A 22828-nucleotide genomic window follows, 5' to 3' on the forward strand; every position below is an offset into this window, starting at 1 on the left:
AGTGAATAAGCGCCGGCATTCCCTGGCTTAAGGCGACCGGATTCACGGCGAACTTAATCAGAACCAGCGTTTGAATGCCCGATGCAGGGTGCTGATGTCTTTGAAGCCCAGCGCCTCGCTGATCGCGGCAGGCGCCAGGCCTTGTTGCAGGTGCTGGCGGGCCAGGTCTTTGCGGATGTTTTCGAGCAGTTCGCTGTAGCTGGTGCCGTCCTGCTTGAGGCGCCGATACAGGGTGGGACGGCTAAGGTGCAGCGCGGCGCACACCGCTTGAATGCTCGCGCCGCTGGCCAGGTTGGCGTGGATAAGGCTGCGCACCCGGCTTACCAACAGCGTGTCGCGCTGCAGTTGCGCGTAAGTGTGCAACGCCCGCTCTTGCAGCAGTCGTTTCAGGTAAGGGTTGGCCCCCTGAATGGGATGCTGGAGAAAACTGTTCGGCAGTTGCAGGCAGTTTTCTGCTCGGGAAAATCGCAGGTTGCGGCCAAACACTTCGACGAAGCGTTCGGCATAGGCAGGCTCCGGAAAGGTGAAATCACACGCTAGTGGCAGCACCTGCACGCCAGTGGCGGCGCGGTGCCAGTGCAGCAAGGCGCTCATGCTGCGCTCACTGGCCGCTTGTGGATAACGGTTGCCGGGGGCGAAGGAGAAGCGCAGCTCGAGGCGGCCGTTGGCTTCGCTGGCCTGCCAGCGCTCCGACGGATTCATCAGGGCGATGTGCTGGACGAAAATGGCGAAGGCTTCGTCCACCCGCGCGCATTGCAGCAGCCAGCTGGCCAGCACGCCGCGGGCATCCGGGTCGATATGCTGGCCAAGCAGCAGGCCGATATGCGGCAGGCTGGCGCTGCTCACTGCCACCTGCCACAACGCCAACAGACGCGTCTCGGCGATCCGTTGTTCCTGCACTGGTGGCGCCGCGCTGCTGGAGTCCACTAGCCGTTCGCGGTACAGGCCGGCGGCGTTCAATTGGGCGGGCGTGGCCACCCCTAAGTGCAGCAATTGGTCATACAGGTCGAGCACGGCCATCGCCGATACGCTGCGGTCTTTCATCACGGCCCGACACTCCCTGTGCCGTCATCGGGGCTGCCACTGTAGCCCGAGCACGCCTGACCAGACCACCGCGTTCAGGTTGCAACCAAACGCCCTGAAGTTGATCCCCAACGCCCTCTCGGTGGCGGCCTGAGGGCCTTAGCATCGGCATAACACCCGTTGCTCAGGAACCTGTAATGCCGAGCCTTTCCACCGCCTGCCGAATTGAGACCGCCGCCCGCCTGCGCCAACTGATTGCCGAGCCGCCGGCGCTGATGAAAAAACGCCTGCAGACGCAGATCGATGCACACTGCAAAACCATCATCGAGCTCGCCTCGGTGTGTGCCGTGGGCTTTGCCGAGGCGTCGATCGGCATTCACTACCTGAACGTCCGTCACTACCCGGTGGTGAACGCGCAGGGCACTGACATCGTGCTGACCTGGCCCGCTGGCAAGGCACGGCCGAGTGCGCTGAGCACGGATGAGGCACATGCCTGCAGCCTGTTTTTCATCATGCCGGGCATCGGTTTTGCGCTGCGCGCCAACGGTCGTTGCGTCATCGAACTCACGCCGCACGGCATACAGCTGCAGTTCACCGCCCAGACGCTGTTTCTGCACTGTTCGCGGGCCAAGGTGCGCGCGCAGTTCTGGGCGCCGCGCCCGGACCCGGTGGCGGCGCCCGGTGCCCGTGGCCAGGCTGAGTTGAGCGACGCCGCGTTAGATTTTGTTCGCCGCGCCTCGTACCTGCTGATGCTGACCCGCAACCCAGACGGCAGCACCGAACTCTCGCCCCGTGGCGACCCCGACGGTTTTGTCCTCGCCGCAGACCGGCGCACCCTGCTGATTCCAGAGCGCCCCGGCAACAAAGTGGCGTGCAGCCTGCTGAATATTCTCGCGGTCAGCGAGGTCAGCCTGTCCCTGCTGATTCCCGGCGCCAGCACCGCGCTGACGATCAGCGGCCAGGCCTGGTTGACGGCCGACCCTGACCATCTGCACCCCTTGGCCATCAACGGCAAAGTGCCGGCGTTGGCGATTGTGCTGGAGGTCGCGCAGTGGCAATTACAGCACTGCCCGGAACTGGTGGAGGCCGGGCTGTGGCAGGCGCAAACGCACCTGGAGGACGGCGCCATCGCCTCATTTCCGAAGATGCTCGCCGAGCATATGAATGGCACAGGCCTGCTCGGCAAGGCCACTACCCTGGTGGTCGACGCGGTGGTCAAACACGACCTCAAACACCTGTACTGAGATCGGCGCGGCCATAGACCCATATCAATACCCAGGCCTGGCGCGGTCCCTAAAATCGCGCGCCCCGAATCCGCCAGGCCTTGCCCATGCCCACTCCTCTCGCCCCCGAACTGCTGTGCCCCGCCGGCACCCTCAAAGCCATGCGTTACGCCTTCGCCTATGGCGCCGATGCGGTGTACGCCGGGCAACCGCGTTACAGCCTGCGGGTGCGCAATAACGAGTTTGACCACGCCAATCTGGCCGTCGGTATTGCCGAGGCCCATGCCCAGGGCAAGCGCTTTTACGTGGTGGTCAACATCGCCCCGCACAACGCCAAGCTGCGCACCTTTCTCAAGGACCTGGCGCCGGTGGTGGCAATGGCACCGGACGCGCTGATCATGTCCGACCCCGGCTTGATCATGCTGGTGCGCGAGCACTTCCCGCAGATGCCGATTCATCTCTCGGTGCAGGCCAATGCGGTGAACTGGGCCAGTGTGAAGTTCTGGCAGCAGCAGGGACTGAGTCGGGTGATTCTGTCGCGCGAGTTGTCGCTGGAGGAGATCGAAGAAATCCGCCAGATGGTGCCGGCGATGGAGCTTGAGGTGTTTGTCCATGGCGCGCTGTGCATGGCCTATTCCGGGCGTTGCCTGTTGTCGGGCTACATCAACCGCCGCGATCCAAATCAGGGCACGTGCACCAATGCGTGCCGCTGGCAGTACCAGGCCCATGAGGGTGAGCAGAACGAGTTGGGCGAAATCGTCCGTCACTGCGCGCCTACCCTCGGTGAGGGCGCCAGTTCCGAGCGCCTGTTTTTACTGGAAGACAGCAGCCGTCCGGGCGAGTTGATGGAGGCTTTCGAGGACGAACACGGCACCTACATCATGAACTCTAAAGACCTGCGTGCAGTGCAGCACGTCGAGCGTCTGGTGCAGATGGGCGTGCACTCGCTGAAGATCGAAGGGCGGACCAAAAGCCACTTTTATGTGGCCCGCACCGCCCAGGTTTACCGGCAGGCGATTGACGACGCGGTGGCCGGCAAAGCGTTCTCGCCACAGCTGTTCAGTGACCTCGACTCCCTCGCCAACCGTGGCTACACCGAGGGTTTTCTGCGCCGCCATGTGCATGATGAATATCAGAATTATCAGCACGGCAACTCGCGCGCCGAACGCCAGCAGTTTGTCGGTGAGTTGACTGGCAACTGGCGCGGCGAACTGGCCGAGGTGCGGGTGAAAAACCGTTTCGCCGTAGGTGATCGCCTGGAACTTATGACGCCCCAAGGCAATCAGCAGTTCTCGTTACACGCATTGGAAAACCAGGCGGGGAACAGCACCCGCGTGGCACCCGGTGACGGCCACGTGCTGTATCTTCCCCTGCCGTCGACTGCCGACAGCCGCTATGGCTTGTTGATGCGCCATCTCGACGACGTGCGCTGAGCGGCCTGCAGCTCGTCCGAGAGTGGCGTTGCGCCAGCGCATTTGGCCGCAACGTTGCACAGGCAAAAACCAGGATCTGTCTCGGCGCTGAAACGGTCATGAAGTTCAGGCAATTTTTTGCAATAAAAGTTATTGCAAAAGGCGTCTAAAACGCACCGTTCAGCAGATACCGTGGCACTTTGCGACTAGCGTTTCGACAGGGCCATTCGGGCCAACTAGCGTTTTCCCTAGCGTTCTCGAAATTCATTGAAAGGGGGTAGACCATGAACAAGCTCGTCAGCACTACAACCCTGCTGCTTCTGCTTGGGGCAGGAACGTTGAGCACGCAGACGCAGGCAGCCCCGACGCTGCTGCGCTCCTACGATTTCATCAATGCCATGGGCGTGAACCTGCATGTCAGCCAGGGCTCTTCCAACTACGCCAAGATGCCGATGGTCATCAGCAATATGAACTACCTGGGCGTGGTCAACGCCCGCGACAGCTACAACCCGTTCTGGGGCAACCCGCCCTACAGCTACTACACCACCCTGGCCAAGGCCGGGATCAAATGGAACTACATCGCCGCAGTGGGTGGCACCAAATCGCCAACCACTATCGCCACCTTCCTGACCAATATCAGCACCGTGGAGAATGCCGTACCGGGCTCGACCCTGGCGGTGGAAGGCCCGAACGAGATCAACAACTTCGCCCTCACCTGGCAGCCGGACGGCACCAAGGGCTTGCCGGCCGCACTGTCGTTCCAGAAAGAGCTGTACGCGCAAACCAAGGCCAATGTGCTGTTCAAGAATGCCAAGGTGTTCTACTTCACCGGCTACAACGCCGGCGGCATTCCCAAAGGCCCGGACCCAGCCACCACGCCAGGGCTGGCCGACTACAACAACCAGCACCCCTACCCGGCGGCAGGCAAGCCGCCGACCAAGTACGTGAAACGTACGGTGCTGGGCAACACGCCGGCCGGCGCAGGCCCGGCGGTGTACACCGAAACCGGCTATCAATCGCCGAAGACTACAGCCCAGGCAAGCGCCGCCTACCTGCTGAGCATTCTGGCCAACAGCGCCTACAACGAGATTTATCGCACCTACATTTATCAGTTGATGGACGAGGGTGACGGTTACGGCCTGTTCGCCAAAGCCGACAATGCGCCCACCCCTGCGGCTGTCGCCTGGCATAACCTCAATACCATCCTGCTCGATAGCTCACCCACCGCCTCGAGCTTCGCCCTGACCAAACTGATTCCCTTCTCTACCGCCGGCCTGCCGCCGACTGGCCGGTTTATCGCGATACAAAAGAGTAACTACGAAACCAACATCATGATCTGGGCTGAGCCGGATTCCTTCCCAGGCCCTTCCGCGCCGGTAACGGTAAACCTCGGCTCGACCCAGGCGACGGTGAACATCTATGACCCGCTGATCGGTACCGAACCGGTGCAGGCGTTGCGCAATGTCAACGCGGTGCAGGTCAACCTCACCGACCACCCGCTGATCATTCAGGTACCGGCTTCCACTACCTCGCTGAAAAAAGCCAAATTGCTGTAGCCGCCTCCGGCACCACCCGACGCCGTCGCCCAATCGGGCGGCGGCGTTTTGCTACCTGCCCCACAGGCCGCCCACTGGCGGCCATTCAGGCTTGCTTCTTACCGGGGCTGCCGACAAGCTATGCGCCTGCGAACCCACAAGGCTACTTGGCATGCGAATTCTGATCACTGGCGGCGCCGGCTTTATTGGCTCGGCGCTGATTCGCCATCTGCTGCAAAACACCGAGCACCAGGTGCTCAACCTCGACAAGCTGACCTACGCCGGCAATCTCGAATCCCTCGCGAGCGTGGCCAACCACCCGCGTTATCGTTTTGCCCAACTGGATATCATCGACCAGCCCCAGGTCCGTGCGCTGCTCGATGAGTTCCAGCCCGAGGCGATCATGCACCTGGCTGCCGAGTCGCATGTCGACCGCTCCATCGATGGCCCGTCGGCGTTTATCCAGACCAATATCGTTGGCACCTACGCCTTGCTCGAAGCCACTCGCGGCTACTGGCAGGGCCTGAACGAAGCCGCCAAACAGGCTTTTCGTTTTCACCATATTTCCACCGACGAGGTGTACGGCGACCTGCATGGCGCCGATGACCTGTTCACCGAAACCACGCCCTACGCACCCAGCTCGCCGTACTCGGCCAGCAAGGCAGCGTCCGATCACCTGGTTCGCGCCTGGCAGCGCACCTACAACCTGCCGGTGCTGATCACCAACTGCTCGAACAACTACGGGCCGTTCCACTTCCCGGAAAAGCTGATCCCGCTGGTGATCCTCAACGCCCTGGATGGCAAGCCGCTGCCGGTGTATGGCAACGGTGCGCAGATTCGCGACTGGCTGTTCGTCGAAGACCACGCCCGCGCCCTGCTCAAGGTGGTGACTGAGGGCAAGGTCGGCGAGACCTACAACATCGGCGGCCACAACGAGCAGCAGAACATCGACGTGGTGCGCAGCATCTGCGCCCTGTTGGAAGAGCTGGCGCCGAACAAACCGGCCGGTGTCGAGCGTTATGAGCAGCTGATCACCTTCGTCAAAGACCGCCCCGGCCACGACCTGCGCTACGCCATCGACGCCAGCAAGATCGAACGCGAGCTCGGTTGGGTGCCGGCAGAAACCTTCGCCACTGGCCTGCGCAAAACAGTGCAGTGGTACCTCAACAACCTCGACTGGTGCCGCCATGTGCAAGACGGCAGCTATCAACGTGAACGCCTTGGCGCAACGGAGTAACTCAGCATGAAAGGAATCATTCTAGCCGGCGGTTCCGGCACCCGCCTGCACCCCATCACCCTCGCGGTGTCCAAGCAACTGCTGCCGATCTACGACAAACCGATGGTCTACTACCCGATCTCGGTGCTGATGCTGGCCGGCATCAAGGACATCCTGCTGATCTCCACCCCCCATGACTTGCCGCACTTTGAAAAGATGCTCGGCGACGGCAGTCAGTTCGGGGTGAATTTCAGCTACGCCGAACAACCTTCGCCCGATGGCCTGGCCCAAGCCTTTCTGATTGGCGAAGAGTTCATTGGCGACGACTCGGTGTGCCTGATCCTCGGCGACAACATCTTCCACGGCCAGTACTTCACCGACCAGCTGCAGCGTGCCGCCAGCCATTCCAGCGGCGCGACGGTGTTCGGTTACTGGGTGAAGGACCCGGAGCGTTTTGGCGTGGTGGAATACGACGCCGACGGCAAAGCGATTTCCATCGAGGAAAAACCGGCCAAGCCGAAATCCAGCTACGCGGTGACCGGCCTGTATTTCTACGACAACGACGTGGTTCAGATCGCCAAGGCCGTGAAGCCATCGCCCCGTGGCGAGCTGGAAATCACCGACGTCAACAACGCCTACCTGCAGCGCGGCGACCTGCGCGTCGAGCGCTTCGGCCGTGGGTTTGCCTGGCTCGATACCGGCACCCATGACAGCCTGCTGGAAGCCTCGCAGTACGTGCAGACCATCGAACACCGTCAGGGCCTGAAGGTGGCTTGCCTGGAAGAAATTGCCTTTCAGAATGGCTGGATTGATCGCGAGCAGTTGCTGGTCCAGGCCAAGGCCTTTGGCAAGACCGGCTATGGTCAATACCTCTACCGGTTGGCAGGAGAGCAGGTGTGAAAGTCATCCCCACCGAGCTGCCGGATGTGCTGATCATCGAGCCGAAAGTGTTCGGCGATGAGCGCGGCTTTTTCTACGAAAGCTTCAACGCCCAGGCCTTCAAAGAGGCCACCGGGGTGGACTGTCAATTTGTCCAGGACAACCACTCGCGCTCTCAGCGCGGCGTATTGCGTGGCCTGCATTACCAGATCCAGCAAGCCCAGGGAAAACTGGTGCGCGCCACCGCCGGTGAAGTGCTGGATATTGCCGTCGATATCCGTCGCAGTTCGCCTACCTTCGGCCAATGGGTTGGGGTGCTGTTGTCCGCGGAAAACAAACGCCAACTCTGGATTCCGGCCGGCTTCGCCCATGGTTTTGTGGTGCTCAGCGAATCGGCCGAGTTCCTCTACAAAACCACCGACTACTACGCCCCCGCCCACGAGCGCTGCATTCGCTGGGACGACCCGAGCCTGGCCATCGACTGGCAATTGAGCGAGGCGCCGCAGCTGTCGGGCAAAGACCAGGCGGGCGTGCTGCTCGCCGACGCGGAACTGTTTGCATGAAGGTGCTGATCACCGGCCGCAATGGCCAGGTTGCCCAGGCCCTGCTCAGCAGCTTGCAAGGGCTTGGCGAACTGACCTGCCTGGGTCGCGCCGAGCTGGACCTGGCCGATAGCAATGCCGTTCGCGCCCAGGTGCGGATGCTCAAACCGGACCTCATCATCAACGCCGCTGCTTACACCGCTGTGGACCAAGCCGAAAGTGAACGCGAGCAAGCCTTCGCCATCAACGCCACGGCGCCCGGCGTGCTTGCCGAAGAAGCCAAGGCGCTGGGTGTACCGCTGATTCATTACTCCACAGATTACGTGTTCGATGGCAGTAAAAACGCGCCCTATCTGGACAACGATCCGCCACAACCACTGGGCGTATACGGCCAGAGCAAACTGGCCGGCGAACAGGCGATCAACGCCGTCGGCGGCCAGCATCTGATTCTGCGCACCAGTTGGGTGTACTCGTTGTACGGGCGTAATTTCCTCCTGACCATGCAGCGTCTGCTGCAAGAGCGCGACGAGTTACGTGTGGTCAGCGACCAGATCGGCGCACCGACTTGGGCTGGCACCATCGCCGCCGCCACCCGCGAGCTGATCGAACACTGGCAACGCGGCCAGGCCGGGCCTTGGGGCACCTTCCACCTCACCGGCCAAGGGGAAACCTCTTGGTTCGGTTTTGCCAGCGCCATCGGTGACCAGTTGAAAGCCGCCGGCAAACCCTGCGCGCGCCTGCTGCCGATCACCAGCAGCGAATACCCGACGCCGGCGCAGCGCCCGCTCAATTCGCGGCTGGACTGCTCGCGGCTGCAAACGGCCTGGAACATCCGTCTACCGGACTGGCAAGCGGCGCTCGCCGATTGCCTGCGCGATGCCGACTGACTCGCCCCTGCGGCGCCCGCGCTGGCGCAGCCTGCTGTTGCTGGCCGCGCTGCTGGCGCCGTTGTTGTGGCCGCTGCAACAGTTGGCCGAGCGTTACTACAGCGGTGAGCTGATCGAGCAGAACCGCCAGACCCTCGACCTTTACGTCGCCAACCTGCTCGGCAGCCTGCGCCGCTATGAAGTGCTGCCGCCGATTCTCGGTGACCTGCCGGCCTTGCGTGGGGTGCTGACGCATCCGCAGGACCTCGATGCCCAGGTGCGCGCCAATCAGTTGCTGGAAGAAGTGCGCGGGCAAACTGGTGCCGACTCCATCTACCTGATGGACGCCACCGGCACCACCCTGGCGGCGTCCAACTGGCGGCAGACCGACAGTTTCGTTGGCCGCAACTTCGCCTTCCGCCCGTACTTTCGCGAAGCCGTCACCGGTCACCTTGGCCGTTTCTTCGGTCTGGGCACCACCTCGGGCAAGCGCGGGTATTACTTCGCCGCTGCAGTAAAGGAAGGTGACATCGTCATCGGCGCCCTGGTGGTCAAGGTCGATCTCGACACCACCGAAACCCTCTGGGGCCAGACCCCGGAACAGCTGCTGGTAACCGACAGCAATGGCGTGGTCATTCTCACCTCGCGGGCCGAGTGGCGTTTTCGCGCCAGCCGCCAGCTGACCGAGCAGGAACGCCGCGAAATCGCTGCCAACAAACCCTACCCGACCCTCGAACCGCAGACGCTGAAGCTCAGGCAGAAGTCCTGGATCATCCAGAGCCGCAGCCTGGCGGAAACGGGTTGGACAGTGAGCATTCTGGCCCCCGCCGAACAGGTCGCACGCCCGGTACAAACCGCAGTGGCCGTGGGTGGCGCAACGCTGTTGGTGCTGATTCTGCTGCTCGGCCTGATGATGCAGCGCCGCCGCCACTACCTCGAACGCATCGCCATTGACGCCCGCGCCCGTCGCGAGCTGGAGATCCGCGTACTGGACCGCACCCGTGATCTGGAGGCGCTTAACAGCCGCCTGAAAAACGAAGTGCTGGAGCGCGAGCATGCGCAACAGGAACTGCTGCGCGCCCAGGACGAACTGGTGCAGGCCGGCAAACTGTCTGCGCTGGGCACCATGTCGGCGAGCATCAGCCACGAACTCAACCAGCCGCTGGCGGCGATCCGCAGCTATGCGGAAAACGCCACGGTGCTGCTCGACCACCAGCGCACCGACGATGCCCGCGGCAACCTGAAGCTGATTGGCGAGCTGACTGGGCGCATGTCCTCGATCATCGCCCACCTGCGCGCCTTCGCCCGCCGCGACCGCCATGCGCCGGAAAGCGTGGCCCTGCAACCGGCGCTCGACGACGCCCTGGCGCTGCTAGCCAAGCGCCGGCGGGCCATGGATGTCGAGCTGATCCGCGACCTGCCCGACGCTACCCTGTGGGTGCAAGCCGGCGAAACCCGCCTACGCCAGGTACTCGGCAATGTGCTGGCCAATGCCCTCGATGCGCTGGTGGAAAAAGCCCCACCGCGGCGTATCTGGCTGAGTGCAATCAACAGCGAAGACGGCGTCCAGCTGAGCATTCGCGACAACGGACCGGGGTTCACCGCCGATGCCCTCAAGCGCGCCCGCGAGCCGTTCTTCACCACCAAGACCAGTGCTCAGGGCCTGGGCTTGGGCCTGGCCATTTGCGAAACGCTGATGCGCGCCCTCGGCGGCGAGCTGCACCTGGCCAACCACCCTGAGGGCGGTGCCGTGCTGACCCTGCACCTGCGCGCCGCCGCCCCAGGCGTCAACCAACAACCCTCCGAGGACCTCAGCGCATGACCGACAGCAGTTTCGATAGCCGTGCCCAGGTGCTCCTGATCGACGACGACCCCCACCTGCGTCAGGCCCTGAGCCAGACCCTCGACCTGGCCGGTCTGAAAGTCTGCAGCCTGGCCAGCGCCAAAGGCCTGGCTGGGCAAATCGCCCGCGACTGGCCCGGCGTGGTGGTCAGCGATATCCGCATGCCCGGCGTCGACGGCCTGGAACTGTTGAGCCAACTGCACGAGCAAGACAGCGAACTGCCGGTGCTGCTGATCACCGGCCACGGCGATGTGCCGTTGGCAGTACAGGCGATGCGCGCCGGCGCTTACGACTTTCTGGAAAAACCCTTCGCCAGTGATGACTTGCTCGACAGCGTGCGCCGCGCCCTGGCCCTGCGCCGCCTGGTGCTGGATAACCGCAGCCTGCGCATGGCCCTGGCCGACCGCCAGGAACTGTCGGCCCGTCTGGTGGGGCAGTCACCGAGCATCCTGCGCCTGCGCGAACAGATCGGCGCCCTGGCGGCGATCAATGCCGACGTGCTGATTCTGGGTGAAACCGGTACCGGCAAAGAGGTAGTAGCGCGTGCGTTGCACGACCTGTCGAACCGCCGCAGCGGGCCGTTTGTGGCGATCAACGCTGGCGCCCTGGCCGAATCGGTGGTGGAAAGCGAACTGTTTGGCCATGAGCCAGGCGCCTTCACCGGCGCGCAGAAACGGCGAATCGGCAAGTTCGAGTTCGCCAACGGCGGCACCCTGTTCCTCGATGAAATCGAAAGCATGAGCCTGGAGGTGCAGGTGAAGCTTCTGCGCTTGTTGCAGGAACGGGTGGTGGAACGCCTCGGCGGCAATCAGTTGATCCCCTTGGACATCCGCGTCATCGCTGCGAGCAAGGAAGACCTGCGCCAAAGCGCCGACCAAGGCCGCTTTCGCGCCGACCTTTATTACCGCCTGAACGTCGCCCCGCTGCGCATTCCCCCTCTGCGCGAACGCAACGAAGATGCGCTGCTGCTGTTTCAGCATTTCGCCGAAGCCGCCAGCGCCCGCCATCAGTTGCCGGTGCGTGAACTGCAACCCGGCCAGCGCGCCACCCTGCTGTGCCATACCTGGCCTGGCAATGTGCGCGAACTGCAAAATGCGGCCGAGCGTTTTGCCCTGGGTCTGGAGTTGTCGCTGGAAGGCGCCAGCACGGCCTTGCCCGCGATCGTCAGCGGTGGCGGTGGCTTGAGCGAGCAAGTGGAGGCCTTTGAACGCGCCTTGATCGCCGCCGAACTGGCGCGCCCGCACAACTCGCTGCGCAGCCTCGCCGAAGCCCTCGGCCTGCCGCGCAAAACCCTGCATGACAAACTGCGCAAGCATGGGTTGAGTGCCAGCCAGGAGGATGGCGAGTAAGGCTGGCTCGACCTGCATTTACTTCAATATTCCGGGTCCCAGCCTGCGCTGGGACGACGGGGTGCCGGGTCAAATCCTCCGTCATTCCAGCACAGGCTGGAATCCAGAGCCCCCGTCGCACCCACCTCTTCGCAACAGCTCGATCCGGTCGCACATGACCGTTAAAACCGCCCATTAGACCCATTCGAAATTAACGTTATCGCGTTCTATACCAAGACCGCGCAATGGCCTGTAGCCAGCCTCCCCCCTCCTAATCCCCCATCCTTGCGCATTGGCGAATCCCGTCTAGCTTTCATCTGGCAGCACCAAACCGGTGCTTGCGAGCCCTTTAGTTCGAGTGTTTAGAGCCAGTTGTCCACACAACATCCCTCTTCCATCACCACAGAGACGCACAACATGGACAGTTAGCCGGCTCTTGATTCAGGTCAGCCATCTACCCACCAAAGCGTGCGTAGATTCCTAACTACTTAACGCCAAGGATGCAAACCATGTCCGAATCCGCTCACAAACTACGTTTAGGTGCGCTGGTCGCCCTGGTCGTCGGCTCGATGATTGGCGGTGGGATTTTCTCCTTACCGCAAAACATGGCCGCCAGTGCCGATGTCGGCGCAGTACTTATCGGTTGGGCCATCACCGCCGTCGGCATGCTCACGCTGGCGTTTGTGTTCCAGACCCTGGCCAACCGCAAACCCAATCTCGATGGCGGTGTGTACGCCTACGCCAAAGCCGGCTTCGGCGACTACATGGGCTTCTCTTCCGCCTGGGGCTACTGGATCAGCGCCTGGCTGGGCAACGTCGGCTACTTCGTGCTGTTGTTCAGCACCCTCGGTTACTTCCTGCCAGTGTTCGGTGAGGGCAATACCCCGGCGGCCATCATTGGCGCCTCGGTGGTGTTGTGGGCCGTGCACTTTCTGGTGCTGCGCGGGGTGAAGGAAGCCGCCTTCATCAACCTGGTGACCACCGTGGCCAAGGTGGTGCCGCTGCTGCTGTTTATTCTGATCGCCTTCTTCGCCTTCAAGCTGGACATCTTCACCGCGGACGTCTGGGGCAAGATGAATCCGGACCTGGGCAGCGTGATGAACCAGGTGCGCAACATGATGCTGGTCACCGTCTGGGTGTTCATCGGCATCGAAGGCGCGAGCATCTTTTCCGCCCGGGCCGAAAAACGTTCGGACGTCGGCAAGGCCACCATCATCGGCTTTATCAGCGTGCTGCTGATTCTGGTGCTGGTGAACGTGCTGTCGCTGGGGATCATGACTCAGCCTGAACTGGCCAAACTGCAGAACCCGTCGATGGCCGCTGTGCTTGAGCATGTGGTGGGCCACTGGGGCGCAGTTCTGATCAGCGTCGGTCTGATCATCTCGCTGGTCGGTGCCCTGCTGTCGTGGGTGCTGCTGTGTGCGGAAATTCTGTTTGCCGCCGCCAACGACCACACCATGCCGGCCTTCCTGCGCAAGGAAAACGCCAACCACGCGCCGGTCAATGCGCTGTGGCTGACCAACGCCATGGTGCAGATCTTCCTGGTCATCACCCTGTTCTCGGCCAGCACCTACCTGTCGCTGATCTACCTCGCCACCTCGATGATCCTGGTGCCTTACCTGTGGTCGGCGGCCTACGCCTTGTTGCTGGCGGTGCGCGGGGAAACCTATGAGCAGGATGCCAAGGAGCGCAACAAGGACCTGCTCATTGCTGCCGTGGCCACTATTTATGCGGTGTGGCTGCTGTACGCCGGCGGCACCAAGTACCTGCTGCTGTCGGCACTCCTGTATGCCCCCGGCGCCTTCCTGTTCGCCAAGGCCAAACGGGAACTTGGCCAACCCATCTTCACCCAGATCGAAAAAGGCATTTTCGCTCTGGTGGTTATCGGCGCCCTGGTAGCGGCCTACGGCCTCTACGACGGCTTCCTGACCCTCTGATTTGTGACTGTTTGAAAGGAGAACTGCCATGTCCAAAGTAAAACTAGGTGTCCACTCCGAAGCGGGCAAATTGCACAAGGTGATGGTCTGCTCGCCAGGGCTCGCGCACCAGCGCCTGACTCCGAGCAACTGCGATGAACTGCTGTTCGACGACGTGCTGTGGGTCAGCCAGGCCAAGCGCGACCATTTCGACTTCACCACCAAGATGCGCGAGCGTGGCGTCGAAGTGGTGGAAATGCACAACCTGCTGGCCGAAACGGTTGCCATCCCAGAAGCGCGCAACTGGATTCTCGACCGCAAAATTACCGCCAACCAAGTGGGCCTGGGGCTGGTAAACGAAGTCCGCTCCTGGCTCGAAAGCCTCGAACCGCGCGCGCTGGCGCAGTACCTGATTGGCGGCGTATCGGGGGGCGATCTGCCAGACAGCTTCGGCGGCAAGGCCATCGAAATGTTCCGCGGCTACCTGGGCGGTTCCAGCTTCATTCTGCCGCCGCTGCCGAACACCCAATTCACCCGCGACAACACCTGCTGGATCTACGGCGGGGTGAGCCTCAACCCGATGTACTGGCCAGCGCGCCGGCAGGAAACGCTGCTGGTGACTGCCATCTATAAATTCCACCCCGACTTCGTCAACGCCGACTTCAAAGTCTGGTACGGCGACCCCGACCAGGACCACGGCGCGGCCTCGCTGGAAGGCGGCGACGTGATGCCGATCGGCAATGGCGTGGTGCTGGTGGGCATGGGCGAACGCACCACCCACCAGGCGATTGGCCAACTGGCGCAGTCGCTGTTCGCCAATAAGGCGGCGGAACGGGTGATCGTTGCCGGCCTGCCAAAATCCCGCGCGGCGATGCACCTGGACACCGTGTTCAGCTTCTGCGACCGCGACCTGGTAACGGTGTTCGCCGAAGCGGTAGACGCCATCGTGCCGTTCAGCATCCGCCCCGACGGCGCCCGCCCGGACGGCCTCGATGTGCGCCGCGAAGACCAGCACTTCATCAAAGTGGTGGCCGAAGCCCTGAAACTGAAAGAACTGCGCGTGGTGCCCACCGGTGGCAACACCTTCGAGGCTGAGCGCGAGCAGTGGGACGACGGCAACAACGTGGTGGCGCTGGAGCCCGGGGTGGTGGTCGGTTACGACCGCAACACCTATACCAACACCTTGCTGCGCAAGGCCGGCGTGGAAGTCATCACCATCAGCGCCGGTGAACTGGGCCGCGGTCGTGGCGGTGGCCACTGCATGACCTGCCCGATCATTCGTGACCCGATCGACTACTAAGCCCTAGCGCGAAACGACTACCCAGCCAACGGCGCCGACGCTCACAAGGCAACGGCGCTCATGCAACGCTTGTACAGGAGTTTGAAAAATGGCGTTCAACATGCACAACCGCAACGTACTCAGCCTGATGCACCACACTCAGCGTGAGCTACGTTTTCTCCTCGACCTGTCCCGCGACCTGAAACGCGCCAAATACACCGGTACCGAACAGCAGCACCTGAAGCGCAAAAACATCGCGCTGATCTTCGAAAAAACCTCCACCCGCACCCGCTGCGCGTTCGAAGTGGCGGCCTATGACCAGGGCGCCAGCGTCACCTACATCGACCCCAGCTCGTCGCAGATCGGCCACAAGGAAAGCATGAAGGACACCGCCCGCGTACTCGGCCGGATGTTCGATGCCATCGAATACCGTGGCTATGGCCAGGAGATCGTCGAAGAGCTCGCGCAATACGCCGGGGTGCCGGTATTCAACGGCCTCACCGCCGAATTCCACCCGACCCAGATGATCGCCGACGTACTGACCATGCGTGAGCACAGCGACAAGCCGCTGCATGACATCAGCTACGCCTACCTCGGCGATGCCCGTTACAACATGGGTAACTCGCTGCTGATGATCGGTGCCAAGCTCGGCATGGACGTGCGCATCGGCGCGCCGAAAGCGCTATGGCCAAGCGACGAGTTCGTCAAAGAGTGCCAGGGTTTTGCCGAGGAAAGTGGCGCCCGCATCACCCTCACCGAAGACCCGAAAGAAGCGGTCAAGGGTGTGGACTTCATCCACACCGACGTCTGGGTTTCCATGGGTGAGCCGGTGGATGCCTGGGACGAGCGCATCAAGCAACTGCTGCCCTACCAGGTGAACACCGAGATGATGAAAGCCTCGGGCAACCCGCGGGTGAAGTTCATGCACTGCCTGCCGGCGTTCCATAACAGCGAAACCAAGGTCGGCAAAGACATCGCCAGCCGTTATCCACACCTGGCCAATGGCGTGGAAGTGACCGAAGACGTGTTCGAGTCGCCCGCCAACATTGCCTTCGAGCAGGCGGAAAACCGCATGCACACCATCAAGGCGATTCTGGTCGCGGCAATGGCCGATATCTGACCGCCCTGCGGCGCGGCGGCCTCGGCTGCCGCGCTGCTCCCCTCTTTGTTTCAGGCTTTCCAATTAAGGAGAAGGCTCATGCGCATTGTCGTCGCCCTGGGGGGTAACGCCCTGCTGCGCCGTGGCGAACCCATGACTGCGGACAACCAACGGGAAAACGTCCGCGTCGCCGCCGAACAGATCGCCAAGATCGCCGCCGGCAACCAACTGGTGATCGCCCATGGCAATGGTCCACAAGTGGGGCTGCTGGCCCTGCAAGCGGCCGCCTACACCTCGGTAAACCCCTACCCGCTGGATGTGCTCGGCGCCGAAACCGAAGGCATGATCGGCTACATGATCGAACAGGAACTGGGCAACCTGCTGCCCATCGAAGTGCCGTTCGCCACCCTGCTGACCCAGGTGGAAGTCGACGCCAACGACCCGGCCTTCAGCAACCCGACCAAACCGATCGGCCCGGTGTATTCAAAAGAAGATGCCGAGCGCCTGGCCGCCGAAAAAGGCTGGAGCATTGCCCCTGACGGCGACAAGTTCCGCCGCGTGGTGGCCAGCCCACGGCCAAAGCAGATCTTCGAAATCCGCCCGGTGAAATGGCTGCTGGAACACGGCACCATCGTCATCTGCGCGGGTGGTGGCGGCATCCCCACTCGCTACAACGCCGCTGGCAAACTCGAAGGCGTGGAAGCGGTGATCGACAAGGACCTGTGCTCGGCACTGCTGGCCGAACAGCTTGATTCCGAGTTGCTGGTGATCGCCACCGACGTGGCCGCCACCTATATCGACTGGGGCAAACCGACGCAGAAAGCCATCGCCGAAGCCCACCCGGACGAGTTGGAGCGCCTGGGTTTTGCCGCCGGTTCCATGGGGCCGAAAGTGCAGGCGGCCTGCGAGTTCGCGCGCAATACCGGCAAGGTCGCGGTAATTGGCTCGTTGGCCGATATCGAAGCCATTGTGCAAGGTAAGGCGGGTACCCGGGTGACCACTGCCAAGCCCGGCCTGAGCTACCGCTAACCCGCTCCCCTCGTAGGAGCGGCCGGTCCGGCGCTCCGGTCAGCCGCGATGCTTTTGGAATCAAGAGCATCGCGGCTAAAGCCGCTCTTACGATTCTTCTACGCCCGTCCAATCTCCTGCCTACAGACGCTTGACGGCAAACAAGCTTGCCGTCAACAGTGACTCACGGGTCACAACCCGCGTCAGCATAGTCTCTCGATCACGCGAGCCCACTTCGTGGGCCGCTCTTCATCATTTTTAGTGATCGGCTATTGGCTAAGTATTTTTTCAGGAGCGTGCGCTAGATGTCTCGACTACCAGTCATCGTAGGGTTTGGTGGGTACAACGCCGCAGGCCGAAGCTCGTTTCACCATGGCTTCCGTCGTACCGTCATCGAGTCGATGGACGCCGCCGCGCGCCAGGAAACCCTGCTGGGCCTGGCGGTGATGATGAAGCTGGTCAGCCGGGTAGACGACACCTATCAAGACAACGCAGGCAAAACCCTGAGCGCCGCCGAGATCGAGCAGCGCTTCGCTCCGCAGATTCTGCAATCCACCCTGGTGCGGCGCATCGAAAAACAGCACCTGGACCCCGATGCCGTGCACTGGCAGAAGAGCCTGGAAGCCGACACCGGCGCCCAGCCACTGACCTTCACCACTCAGCGCAAACAACTGCCCGAGCCCTTGCCGGCCAACTGGGCGGTGGAAACCCTCGACGGCAACCAGGTTCAGGTCACCATCCACGGCAGCTGCGAATTCAAGGTCGACAGCTACCGCGCCCTCAGCGTGAAATCCGCCGGGCAGTTGCCCACCGGCTTCGAGCCAAGCGAGCTGTACAACTCGCGCTTCCACCCGCGCGGCCTGCAGATGTCGGTGGTTGCCGCCACCGACGCCCTGCGCTCCACCGGCATCGACTGGCAGACCATCGTCAGCCATGTGCAGCCCGATGAAGTGGCGGTGTTCTCCGGCAGCATCATGAGCCAGCTCGATGAAAACGGTTTCGGCGGCCTGATGCAGTCACGCCTCAAGGGCAATCGCGTGTCGGCCAAACAATTGCCGCTGGGCTTCAACAGCATGCCCACCGATTTCATCAACGCCTACGTGCTGGGCAGCGTCGGCACCACCGGCACGGTCACCGGCGCCTGCGCCACCTTCCTCTACAACCTGCAGAAAGCCATCGACGTGATCAACGCCGGGCACGTGCGGGTGGCGATTGTCGGCAACAGCGAAGCGCCGATTCTGTCCGAGTGCATCGAGGGCTACAGCGCCATGGGTGCCCTGGCTACCGAAGAAGGCCTGCGCCTGATCGAGGGTCGTGACGACGTCGACTTCCGCCGCGCCAGCCGCCCGTTTGGCGAGAACTGTGGTTTTACCCTGGCCGAGTCGGCGCAGTACGTGGTGCTGATGGACGACGCCCTGGCCCTGGAGCTGGGCGCCGATATCCATGGCGCGGTGGCCGATGTGTTCATCAACGCCGATGGTTTCAAGAAATCCATTTCCGCCCCCGGCCCGGGCAATTACCTGACCGTGGCCAAGGCCGTGGCCAGCGCCGTACAGATTGTTGGCCTGGAAGGAGTGCAGAAACGCAGTTTTATCCATGCCCACGGCTCCAGCACGCCGGCTAACCGCGTTACCGAATCGGAACTGCTCGACCGCGTGGCCGCGGCGTTCAAGATCGACAGCTGGCCGGTCACCGCCGTCAAAGCCTTTGTCGGCCACTCCCTGGCCACCGCCAGCGGCGACCAGTTGATCTCGGCGCTGGGCACCTTCAAGTACGGCATCATCCCCGGCATCAAGACCATCGACGCCGTAGCCCCGGACGTGCACCAGCAACACCTGGCCATCACCACCGAAGACCGCAGCCGCGATGCCGAGCAACTGGACGTGTGCTTTATCAACTCCAAAGGCTTTGGCGGCAATAACGCCAGCGGCGTGATCCTCGCCCCGCACGTGGCCGAACGCATGCTGAAAAAGCGCCATGGCGAGGCAGCGTTTGCCGACTACCTCAGCCGCCGCGAACAGACCCGCGCCACGGCCGAGGCCTACAACCAACGGGCGCTGAATGGCCAGCTCGACATCATCTACAACTTCGGCCAGGACATGATCGAAGACCAGGCGATCGAAATCAGCGCCGAGCAGATGCGCATTCCGGGCTTCAGTCAGCCGCTGGTGTTCAAGAAGGATGAGCGGTTCAAGGACATGTTGTAGGCAGGCCGGAGTTAGGGCTGCTTTTGTGGGAGGGGCTTCAGCCGCGAGTTTTTAAAATCAAAAGCATCGCGGCTGAAGCCCCTCCCACATCGATCTCCTGAAACGGAAGAATGCGGCTAAACGCTCAGGCCTTTCGCCAAGCGCAGCAACTCGCCACGCCAGCTGGCATTCGCCGGCAACGCCAGAAAGAACGGATTGAGGAACGACTCACGGGCTTCGTAGGTGAGCACCTCACCGTGAATATCCAGCACCTCCCCCCCCGCCCCTTCCAGCACGCCTTGTGCGGCGGCGGTGTCCCATTGCGAAGTGGGTGCCAGGCGCGGGTAGCAATCGGCAGCGCCTTCGGCCAGCAGGCAGAACTTCAGCGAGCTGCCGACGCTGGCCAATTGCAGATCACCAAACAACAGCGTCAGCCCGGCCAGCAACTGTTCCTGCTCGGGGCTGGAATGACGACGGCTGGCGACCACGGTAAAGGCCTGCTCCGGCGCATTTCGCACCGTCACCGCCTGCGGCTGGCCATGGGCATCGCAGCGCCAGGCGCCGATGTCAGCACCACCATAGAAGTAGCGGCCGGTGGTGGGCATACCGACCACGCCGAACAGCACCTTGCCGCGCTCAACCAGGGCGACGTTGACGGTGAACTCGTCACTGCCGCTGATAAATTCCTTGGTGCCATCCAGCGGGTCGACCACCCACCAGCGGGTCCACGACGCGCGCTCGCTGAGGGGAATGTCGGCAGCCTCTTCGGACAACACCGGAATGCTCGGGTCCAGGGCAGTAAGCCCGGCCAGCAGAATATGGTGGGCGGCCAGGTCAGCGGCGGTGACTGGCGAATCATCGGCCTTGGCGGTCACCGCCACACCACTGCGCCAGAACGGCAGAATGGCGGCGCCGGCCTCACGGGCCAGGGCCACCACCTGCTCCATCAGCGGCAGCAGGCTCATGGGCGCGGCGCCGGGTTGAATTCGCCGCGCTGGGTCAGCACGTCACGGGCCAGGTACAGCGCAGCCAGGGCACGGCCTTCGCTGAACTGCGGGTGCTGGGCCAGGCTCGCCAGCTCATGCAGGCTGAAGCGCTCAACGCCCATGGGCTCGGGTTCGTCGCCGGGCAGGGTTTCCGGGTACAGGTCACGGGCCAGCACCACTTGAATCACCTGGCTCATGTAGCCGGGCGACAGGCTCAGCTCGGTCAGACGCTCCAGCTTGCGCGCACCAAACCCCGCCTCTTCCTTGAGTTCGCGGTTGGCGGCATCGAGCACGTCTTCGCCCGGTTCGATCAGGCCCTTGGGGCACGACAACTGGTAGTCGTCCGTACCGGCGCAGTATTCCTCCACCAGCAACACATGCTCCTCATCCACCAGCGCCACGATCATCACCGCGCCGTAACCCACGCCCTTGCCCACCAACCGTTCGTAGGTGCGCTCTACGCCGTTGGTAAAGCGCAGCTGAAGTTCCTCGACACGAAACAGGCGGCTGCTCGCCACTATTTCGCGGTTGAGGACGGTGGGTTTCTGACGCATGGGACGGCTCCTTGGCATGACCTGGCGGGTTATCATAACGCGGCTTTCCGGATTATCGCCGCGCCAGATTGTGCGTGCCGGCTCAATCACGACCCTTTTCCCTTACAGGGTGTGTGAAAACGTCCCGTCCTATTGATGAGCTTCCCGTCATGCCTCAACTGCCCTGGTCCGCTATCGACACCGTCCTGCTCGACATGGACGGCACCTTGCTGGACCTGCATTTCGACAACCACTTCTGGCTTGAACACCTGCCCCAGCGTTACGCCGAGGTGCATGGCCTGAGCCGCGAGCAGGCCAATGCGCACATGCTGCCGCTGTTTCGCGAGCATGCCGGGCAGTTGAATTGGTACTGCACCGACTTCTGGACGGCGCAGTTGAACCTGCCGATTCGTGAACTGAAGCGGGAAGTGGCGCACCTGATTTCCCTGCGTCCGGACGCCGACACATTCCTGGTCGCCCTACGCCAGGCCTGCAAGCGCGTGGTGCTGATCACCAATGCTCACCGCGACTCGCTGTCGCTGAAGCTGGAGCGCATCGAACTGGCGCCCTATTTCGACCGCCTGATCAGCTCCCACGACTATGGTTTCCCCAAGGAAGACCAACGTTTCTGGGCCGCCCTGCAGGACGACTTCGCCTTCGAGCCGAGCCGCAGCCTGTTTATCGACGACAGCCTGCCGATTCTGCGCAGCGCCCAGCAGTACGGCGTGGCGCATTTGCTGGCGGTGCGCGAGCCGGACAGTAGTAAAGGGCCGAAAGACACCGAAGAGTTCCCCGCGGTGGAAGACTATCGTTTGCTGATCGACGGCCTGGTTTAACCGCCATCACTGGAGTGCGAGATGGACATCAAGCAGCTGAAATTTCTCGTCGCTCTCGAAGAAACCCGGCACTTCGGCCAGGCGGCAGCGCGTTGCCATGTCACCCAACCGACCCTGTCGATGCGCCTGCGCAGCCTGGAAGAAGAGCTGCAATTGCCGCTGGTATTGCGCGGCCAGCGCTTCGAAGGGTTTACCGAATCCGGCGAACGGGTGTTGGCCTGGGCGCGCAGTGTGCTGGCCGCCTACGACGGTTTGAATGCCGAGGCCGCAGCCTGCCGTGGCAGCCTGATTGGTACCTTGCGCCTGGGCGTGGTGCCACTGTCCAGCTACGACCCGATGCCGCTGCTGCAACGCCTGCACCAGCAGCACCCGAGCCTGCGCTTTGAATTGTCAGCGCTGAGCTCCGAGCAGATCCTCGAACAGCTGGCGAGCAATCGCCTGGATCTCGGCGTGTCTTACCTCGACCGCCTGAACGCCGAACATTTCGACAGCCTCAACCTGATGCAGACGCGCATGGGCCTGCTCTACGACCAACGTTACTTCCGCTTCGAAGCCACCGAGCTGACCTGGGAAGCGCTGATTGACCTGCCCCTGGGCCTGCTCTCCAGCGGCATGCATTTTCGCCAATCGATCAACCACAACTTTCGCAGCCGTGGCCTGACCCCGACGCCGCTGCTGGAAACCGACGTGGTGCACCAGTTGGTGCAAGCGGTACACGGCGGCCTGTGCTGCGCGATCATGCCGCTGTATGGCGGCCTCGACATGCTGACCAAACACCTCAAGCTGCAACCCATCGAAGACGCCCAAACCCTCGCGCCGTTGGGGCTGATCATGCGCCGCAGCGCGCCACGCTCGTCGTTGGCCGAAGCGTGTTTTCAGGAAGCCGGGGCGATGCTGCTGGAGTCCTGAACTCCAAGGCCCTGTAGGAGCGGCTTTAGCCACGATGCTTGTGATCTCAAGAGCATCGCGGCTAAAGCCGCTCCTACAAGATCTCGCAGACTTCAAGCCTCATCATCGACGCTATCTATCACCACATCAGCACTAGCAATTAGACGTCCTCCTTCAACCGGCCTAGTCTGTTCAAATAACGATCAACCGAACCTCGTGCAACTCGGTGA

Annotated in this window: 19 protein-coding genes; 16 read left to right on the forward strand and 3 right to left on the reverse strand. The window is 62.4% G+C overall.

What is annotated here, in order from left to right:
* Positions 1-57: 57 nt before the first annotated feature.
* Positions 58-1044, reverse strand: a complete 987-nt coding sequence (locus C8K61_RS11790; protein WP_108096451.1) for an AraC family transcriptional regulator — start codon at positions 1042-1044, stop codon at positions 58-60.
* Between the two features lie 176 nt (positions 1045-1220).
* Between C8K61_RS11790 and C8K61_RS11795 the strand changes: the two genes are divergently transcribed.
* The 14 genes from C8K61_RS11795 to C8K61_RS11860 all read left to right on the forward strand — a co-directional run bounded on the left by C8K61_RS11795 (position 1221) and on the right by C8K61_RS11860 (position 19376).
* Positions 1221-2267 carry a hypothetical protein gene (locus C8K61_RS11795; RefSeq protein ID WP_108096452.1) on the forward strand — a complete coding sequence of 349 codons (1047 nt, stop codon included), beginning with the start codon at positions 1221-1223 and terminating at the stop codon, positions 2265-2267.
* Between the two features lie 86 nt (positions 2268-2353).
* Complete coding sequence (yegQ, locus tag C8K61_RS11800; RefSeq protein WP_108096453.1) at positions 2354-3679, forward strand: tRNA 5-hydroxyuridine modification protein YegQ; 1326 nt, start codon at positions 2354-2356, stop codon at positions 3677-3679.
* 263 nt (positions 3680-3942) lie between these two features.
* Positions 3943-5214, forward strand: coding sequence for a hypothetical protein (locus C8K61_RS11805; protein WP_146174278.1), 1272 nt, complete (start codon positions 3943-3945; stop codon positions 5212-5214).
* A gap of 151 nt (positions 5215-5365) precedes the next feature.
* Complete coding sequence (gene rfbB, locus C8K61_RS11810; RefSeq protein WP_108096455.1) at positions 5366-6430, forward strand: dTDP-glucose 4,6-dehydratase; 1065 nt, start codon at positions 5366-5368, stop codon at positions 6428-6430.
* Between the two features lie 6 nt (positions 6431-6436).
* Positions 6437-7309: a glucose-1-phosphate thymidylyltransferase RfbA gene (gene rfbA, locus C8K61_RS11815; protein WP_108096456.1), complete on the forward strand. Its 873-nt coding sequence runs from the start codon at positions 6437-6439 to the stop codon at positions 7307-7309.
* On the forward strand, positions 7306-7851 hold the full coding sequence (rfbC, locus tag C8K61_RS11820; protein ID WP_108096457.1) for a dTDP-4-dehydrorhamnose 3,5-epimerase: 546 nt from the start codon (positions 7306-7308) through the stop codon (positions 7849-7851). The genes rfbA and rfbC overlap by 4 nt, the downstream gene beginning before the upstream one ends.
* The gene (gene rfbD / locus C8K61_RS11825) at positions 7848-8717 is read left to right on the forward strand and encodes a dTDP-4-dehydrorhamnose reductase (RefSeq protein WP_108096458.1); all 870 of its coding nucleotides are present in this window, start codon (positions 7848-7850) and stop codon (positions 8715-8717) included. Before rfbC ends, rfbD begins: the two co-directional genes overlap by 4 nt.
* Positions 8707-10518, forward strand: a complete 1812-nt coding sequence (locus C8K61_RS11830) for an ATP-binding protein (protein ID WP_108096459.1) — start codon at positions 8707-8709, stop codon at positions 10516-10518. The genes rfbD and C8K61_RS11830 overlap by 11 nt, the downstream gene beginning before the upstream one ends.
* Complete coding sequence (locus C8K61_RS11835; RefSeq protein ID WP_108096460.1) at positions 10515-11888, forward strand: sigma-54 dependent transcriptional regulator; 1374 nt, start codon at positions 10515-10517, stop codon at positions 11886-11888. Before C8K61_RS11830 ends, C8K61_RS11835 begins: the two co-directional genes overlap by 4 nt.
* Positions 11889-12376: 488 nt before the next feature.
* The gene (arcD, locus tag C8K61_RS11840) at positions 12377-13804 is read left to right on the forward strand and encodes an arginine-ornithine antiporter (RefSeq protein WP_108096461.1); all 1428 of its coding nucleotides are present in this window, start codon (positions 12377-12379) and stop codon (positions 13802-13804) included.
* 28 nt (positions 13805-13832) lie between these two features.
* Positions 13833-15083, forward strand: a complete 1251-nt coding sequence (arcA, locus tag C8K61_RS11845; RefSeq protein WP_108096462.1) for an arginine deiminase — start codon at positions 13833-13835, stop codon at positions 15081-15083.
* An 88-nt stretch (positions 15084-15171) separates the two neighbouring features.
* Complete coding sequence (locus C8K61_RS11850; RefSeq protein WP_108096463.1) at positions 15172-16182, forward strand: ornithine carbamoyltransferase; 1011 nt, start codon at positions 15172-15174, stop codon at positions 16180-16182.
* A gap of 78 nt (positions 16183-16260) precedes the next feature.
* Positions 16261-17190, forward strand: coding sequence for a carbamate kinase (gene arcC / locus C8K61_RS11855; RefSeq protein ID WP_108096464.1), 930 nt, complete (start codon positions 16261-16263; stop codon positions 17188-17190).
* Positions 17191-17474: 284 nt separating this feature from the next.
* Positions 17475-19376, forward strand: a complete 1902-nt coding sequence (locus C8K61_RS11860; protein WP_108096465.1) for a beta-ketoacyl synthase — start codon at positions 17475-17477, stop codon at positions 19374-19376.
* Positions 19377-19492: 116 nt separating this feature from the next.
* Here the strand turns inward: C8K61_RS11860 and cysQ are convergent, their stop codons facing one another.
* Together cysQ and nudE are read right to left on the reverse strand one after the other, a co-directional pair.
* Positions 19493-20320, reverse strand: a complete 828-nt coding sequence (gene cysQ / locus C8K61_RS11865) for a 3'(2'),5'-bisphosphate nucleotidase CysQ (RefSeq protein ID WP_108096466.1) — start codon at positions 20318-20320, stop codon at positions 19493-19495.
* The gene (gene nudE, locus C8K61_RS11870; protein ID WP_108096467.1) at positions 20317-20895 is read right to left on the reverse strand and encodes an ADP compounds hydrolase NudE; all 579 of its coding nucleotides are present in this window, start codon (positions 20893-20895) and stop codon (positions 20317-20319) included. The genes cysQ and nudE overlap by 4 nt, the downstream gene beginning before the upstream one ends.
* A 149-nt stretch (positions 20896-21044) precedes the next feature.
* On the opposite strand from nudE, the gene yrfG reads away from it, so the two are divergent.
* A complete protein-coding gene (gene yrfG / locus C8K61_RS11875; RefSeq protein ID WP_108096468.1) occupies positions 21045-21710 on the forward strand; it encodes a GMP/IMP nucleotidase in 666 nt (221 codons plus the stop codon).
* A gap of 21 nt (positions 21711-21731) precedes the next feature.
* On the forward strand, positions 21732-22619 hold the full coding sequence (locus C8K61_RS11880; protein ID WP_108096469.1) for a LysR family transcriptional regulator: 888 nt from the start codon (positions 21732-21734) through the stop codon (positions 22617-22619).
* The last annotated feature ends 209 nt before the right edge of the window (positions 22620-22828 follow it).

The organism is Pseudomonas sp. GV071 (genome assembly GCF_003050835.1).
GTDB lineage: Bacteria > Pseudomonadota > Gammaproteobacteria > Pseudomonadales > Pseudomonadaceae > Aquipseudomonas.

What these genes read in the sequence shown, in the direction of transcription:
- cysQ (WP_108096466.1), bottom strand. Translation starts at nt 20,320, where the DNA reads ATGAGCCTGCTGCCGCTGATGGAGCAGGTGGTGGCCCTGGCCCGTGAG.
- rfbA (WP_108096456.1), top strand. Translation starts at nt 6,437, where the DNA reads ATGAAAGGAATCATTCTAGCCGGCGGTTCCGGCACCCGCCTGCACCCC.
- arcA (WP_108096462.1), top strand. Translation starts at nt 13,833, where the DNA reads ATGTCCAAAGTAAAACTAGGTGTCCACTCCGAAGCGGGCAAATTGCAC.
- yrfG (WP_108096468.1), top strand. Translation starts at nt 21,045, where the DNA reads ATGCCTCAACTGCCCTGGTCCGCTATCGACACCGTCCTGCTCGACATG.
- C8K61_RS11835 (WP_108096460.1), top strand. Translation starts at nt 10,515, where the DNA reads ATGACCGACAGCAGTTTCGATAGCCGTGCCCAGGTGCTCCTGATCGAC.
- rfbB (WP_108096455.1), top strand. Translation starts at nt 5,366, where the DNA reads ATGCGAATTCTGATCACTGGCGGCGCCGGCTTTATTGGCTCGGCGCTG.
- C8K61_RS11880 (WP_108096469.1), top strand. Translation starts at nt 21,732, where the DNA reads ATGGACATCAAGCAGCTGAAATTTCTCGTCGCTCTCGAAGAAACCCGG.
- C8K61_RS11860 (WP_108096465.1), top strand. Translation starts at nt 17,475, where the DNA reads ATGTCTCGACTACCAGTCATCGTAGGGTTTGGTGGGTACAACGCCGCA.
- C8K61_RS11850 (WP_108096463.1), top strand. Translation starts at nt 15,172, where the DNA reads ATGGCGTTCAACATGCACAACCGCAACGTACTCAGCCTGATGCACCAC.
- C8K61_RS11805 (WP_146174278.1), top strand. Translation starts at nt 3,943, where the DNA reads ATGAACAAGCTCGTCAGCACTACAACCCTGCTGCTTCTGCTTGGGGCA.
- arcD (WP_108096461.1), top strand. Translation starts at nt 12,377, where the DNA reads ATGTCCGAATCCGCTCACAAACTACGTTTAGGTGCGCTGGTCGCCCTG.
- C8K61_RS11795 (WP_108096452.1), top strand. Translation starts at nt 1,221, where the DNA reads ATGCCGAGCCTTTCCACCGCCTGCCGAATTGAGACCGCCGCCCGCCTG.
- C8K61_RS11790 (WP_108096451.1), bottom strand. Translation starts at nt 1,044, where the DNA reads ATGAAAGACCGCAGCGTATCGGCGATGGCCGTGCTCGACCTGTATGAC.
- arcC (WP_108096464.1), top strand. Translation starts at nt 16,261, where the DNA reads ATGCGCATTGTCGTCGCCCTGGGGGGTAACGCCCTGCTGCGCCGTGGC.
- rfbD (WP_108096458.1), top strand. Translation starts at nt 7,848, where the DNA reads ATGAAGGTGCTGATCACCGGCCGCAATGGCCAGGTTGCCCAGGCCCTG.
- nudE (WP_108096467.1), bottom strand. Translation starts at nt 20,895, where the DNA reads ATGCGTCAGAAACCCACCGTCCTCAACCGCGAAATAGTGGCGAGCAGC.
- yegQ (WP_108096453.1), top strand. Translation starts at nt 2,354, where the DNA reads ATGCCCACTCCTCTCGCCCCCGAACTGCTGTGCCCCGCCGGCACCCTC.
- C8K61_RS11830 (WP_108096459.1), top strand. Translation starts at nt 8,707, where the DNA reads ATGCCGACTGACTCGCCCCTGCGGCGCCCGCGCTGGCGCAGCCTGCTG.